At 46.8% G+C, this 3,115-nt stretch carries 4 protein-coding genes; all 4 read right to left on the reverse strand.

The window, feature by feature from the left end; all coding sequences use genetic code 11:
- Positions 1-405: uracil phosphoribosyltransferase (gene upp / locus J6I68_RS13385; RefSeq protein WP_292221054.1), on the reverse strand; the 405-nt coding region annotated here is incomplete at its 3' end.
- Positions 406-419: 14 nt separating this feature from the next.
- Positions 420-848, reverse strand: a complete 429-nt coding sequence (rpiB, locus tag J6I68_RS13390; RefSeq protein ID WP_292221056.1) for a ribose 5-phosphate isomerase B — start codon at positions 846-848, stop codon at positions 420-422.
- Between the two features lie 46 nt (positions 849-894).
- The gene (locus J6I68_RS13395; RefSeq protein WP_292221058.1) at positions 895-1,953 is read right to left on the reverse strand and encodes an L-threonylcarbamoyladenylate synthase; all 1,059 of its coding nucleotides are present in this window, start codon (positions 1,951-1,953) and stop codon (positions 895-897) included.
- A 10-nt stretch (positions 1,954-1,963) separates the two neighbouring features.
- On the reverse strand, positions 1,964-3,115 hold a 1,152-nt coding region (locus J6I68_RS13400), incomplete at its 5' end, for a glycosyl hydrolase family 18 protein (RefSeq protein ID WP_292221060.1).

A 3,115-nucleotide genomic window follows, 5' to 3' on the forward strand; every position in this document is an offset into this window, starting at 1 on the left:
AGCCAGCATAGGATCAACAACAAAGATCTCTCTTTCGGATACATCAGCTGGCATCTTGCAGTAGTACTCTACCGGCTTAAGTGTCTCAGGATCTCTGTAAAGACCTATATGTCCAACCTTAGCTGCTGGGATAAGTGCAAGCATACCATCTACCATTCCAAGGCCAGCTCTGAGGATAGGAACAACGCAGAGTTTTCTTCCCTTTAGCTCTTTTACAGTGGTCCAGCAGATAGGTGTCTCTATCTCAACATCGCAAAGCTGCAGGTCTCTTGTGGCCTCATAGCAGATAAGCATCGCTATCTCGCTGATGGTCTGCCTGAAATCCCTTGTACCTGTATCAATTCTTCTGATAAAACCAATTTTGTGCTGGATCAAAGGATGATCCATGATAACAACTTTACCCATTTTAATCCCCCTTTTTAATCCTCAAGTTTTGCAATCCTGCGGCTGTGCTTCTCAAGATTTGAGAATTCAGTATCCAGGAAAGTATCTACTATCTCGTTGGCAAGAAGTTCGCCAACCATTCCGCCGCCCATGGCAAGCATGTTGGCGTCGTTGTGCTCCCTTGTGAGTCTTGCTGTTGTGGTCTCAGAGCAAAGAGCACATCTGATGCCCTTAACCTTGTTAGCTACTATAGAAATACCAATTCCTGTTGTGCAGATAACGATGCCCTTTTCGCATTCGCCCTTTGCAACAGCCTCTGCTGCCGCTCTGCCAAAATCAGGATAATCACAGGAGTTCTTGTCATAGGTTCCAAAATCCTTGTACTCTATGCCTCTCTCCTCTAAGTGCTTTTTGACTGATTCCTTGCGGTCAAACCCGCCGTGATCACTTGCGATTGCTATCATTTTTTCTCCTCTTTCCCTTAAACGCCCCTCACTAGTGTCTATTATATCAAATCCGGACCACATTGTGACCGGCAGCCTTAAGAAGTCTGTTCATAATGGCCTGTCCGATTCCGCTGTCGTCAAAGGATTCAGAAAACATAACATCCATGTTTTCATCATCAAATTCCCTGAGGACTTTAAAGAGCTCATGGGCTATGGTTGCCTCATTTTCCCTGTTTCCGACGCTCTTAACTACGTCAGCAACGTAGAGGCTCTTTGTGGCATCTGTGCCTATTACGCCAACTCTTTTGCCATCTGCTCTTGCTGCTCTGGCCCTGTCATTGATATAGGCTACCACATCCTCCTGACTGCCCTCTACAATTGTAAGCTCTCCCTTTGGAGCGTAGTGGCGGTACTTCATTCCAGGAGCCTTGGGTCTTTCCTTGGAATTGCCATCGATGATGGTCCTGTCTATCTCCACTGCTCCAAGAACCCCTGAGAGCATCTCTTTTGTGATGTAGCCAGGACGCAGGATCATAGGTGTTCCACTTGTAAGATCAACAATGGTGGACTCAAGGCCTATGCCTACCTGCCCTCCGTCGATTATCATCTCAATCTTGCCAGAAAGGTCCTCCACGCAGTACCTTGCAACTGTTGGACTTGGACGCCCTGAGGTGTTGGCGCTTGGTGCTGCAATGTAGCCCCCTGACTGCCTTATAAGCTCAAGGGCTATCTTGTTGTTTGGCATTCTGATTGCCACAGTATCAAGCCCGCCTGTGGTCTCGTATGGGACCTTGTCAGACTTGTTCATTATCATGGTAAGAGGTCCTGGCCAAAAGGCATCAGCCAGTTTCCTTGCGGCCTCCGGGATCTCTTTTACAATATCTGCTACTGACTCAATGTCCGCAACGTGCACAATAAGCGGATTATCAGAAGGTCTTCCCTTGGCTGCGTAGATCTTTTTTGAAGACTCGGGATTAAGCGCATCTCCCCCCAGGCCGTACACAGTCTCTGTGGGGAAAGCAACAAGTCCTCCATCTCTTATGATGCTGCCTGCTCTTTCAAGGGCAGATCCTGCATCACTGTCTATATTGTTTTCTTCTATCTTTATTACTTCTGTATTCATAACTTACTTCTTAGCCGTTTACGTAATTTGCTATAACTTCCCAAACGTCACTGGTCTCCATACCAAGGGACCACTCTGCGATACCAGCAATTCCACTGGCTCTCATGGAGTCGATTTTCTGACCGATTGACTCAGCATCCTCCATCCAGATCTGATTAAGGACGCCATCGCTTCCTGTATATTCGCCGTAGTTCTGGCCTGCCTCAGAGTTCCACTGCATGTCGATGCTGTGATTGGAGATATACTCCTTGGCAACCTTCATGGAAACTGCTTCACTGCTGACCTGACCGCCGCTTGTATGCCATATCCTTGTGTATAAAGGAACAGCGTTGATGACCTTACTTGCATCCACCTTATCAACGGTGTTGATGATGCCATTTTCTACATATGAAAGAGACGCAACAGATCCCGCCTCCTGAGATCCAGCATAATGCTCATCGTAGCCCATAATTATAACGTAGTCAGCCACAATTCCCTGCTCATGAAGATCATAATGATCATTGAAGTGCATAGGTACATAGTTATCAATGGAAAAGACAAGTCCAGCCTTCCTGCAGGCTATTGAGAGCTCTCTTACGAACTCCACAAAACTCTGTCCATCCTCTGCTGCCACCATCTCAAAGTCAAGGTTAAGGCCGTCAACTCCTACTGCTGTGCAGGCAGATACCACGTTTTCAATAAGGGCAGCCCTGCTGGATGCGTGTGAAAGAACCTCTCCTGTGGTGAAATCAACGCCACCAGTGAAGTTATCAAGAAGTGCCCAGACTTCGATGCCATTGTTGTGGGCTGTATTAACATAAGAAGATGACGCAAAGCTCCTGATTGAGCCGTCATTACCTGTTACCGCAAACCAAGTAGGAGAAATAACGTTAAGACTTGTAGCTCCTGAAATCACGTCAGTAATTGTGTCATTACCGCCAGCGCCTCCGATGTTGTGGAAGCCCAGGTTTATCATGTGATCTCTTGAAATTCCGGTGTACTCAGGTTCAACGTAATCTGTCACAGGAATAGGGCTTTTAGTCGTACTACCAGAGAGTCTTTTGTTTTCAACCCATCCGATGTAGGCGTCGCTTGTTTTTACCTTGGTCCAGTTCTCAAGTTCTTCAAGAACAACTACTGTCTCGCCTTTTTCAATCTCCCTTAGGATCTCACTCTTTACACC

Origin of the sequence: Butyrivibrio sp. (genome assembly GCF_017940685.1) — a bacterium.
In the GTDB taxonomy this organism is placed as follows: Bacteria; Bacillota; Clostridia; order Lachnospirales; family Lachnospiraceae; genus Butyrivibrio.